This is a genomic window from Rhizobium ecuadorense, from assembly GCF_001187535.1.
GTDB lineage: Bacteria > Pseudomonadota > Alphaproteobacteria > Rhizobiales > Rhizobiaceae > Rhizobium > Rhizobium ecuadorense.
In genome coordinates this window covers 1-212 of record NZ_LFIO01001728.1, presented here as the reverse complement: position 1 = coordinate 212, position 212 = coordinate 1, and the positions used below count along the sequence as shown (strand labels likewise).

The 212-nt window shown below is 53.8% G+C and carries 1 pseudogene; it reads right to left on the bottom strand.

The features are described 5' to 3' along the window. A pseudogene (locus AF337_RS45875) lies at window positions 1-212 on the bottom strand (sialate O-acetylesterase); the annotation flags it as partial.

Genomic DNA, 212 nt, shown 5'->3' with positions numbered 1-212 from the left:
GTCCCGATGCGATCAAATTGTTCCCAAGAAGCGTCCAGTACTCTCCCTTGGTATCGGTCGATCCAAGAAGTGGCGAGGCGGCGATGAAGCACCGTTTGTCAAAGGCGTTTACAACGCGAGCGCCATAATTTGACCTGTGCCGTTGTCCACCGTCGTTGGCCGAGTTCGATTGACCGAGAACGAGTAAGACAGCAGTTCGGTCAGTTTGAGTC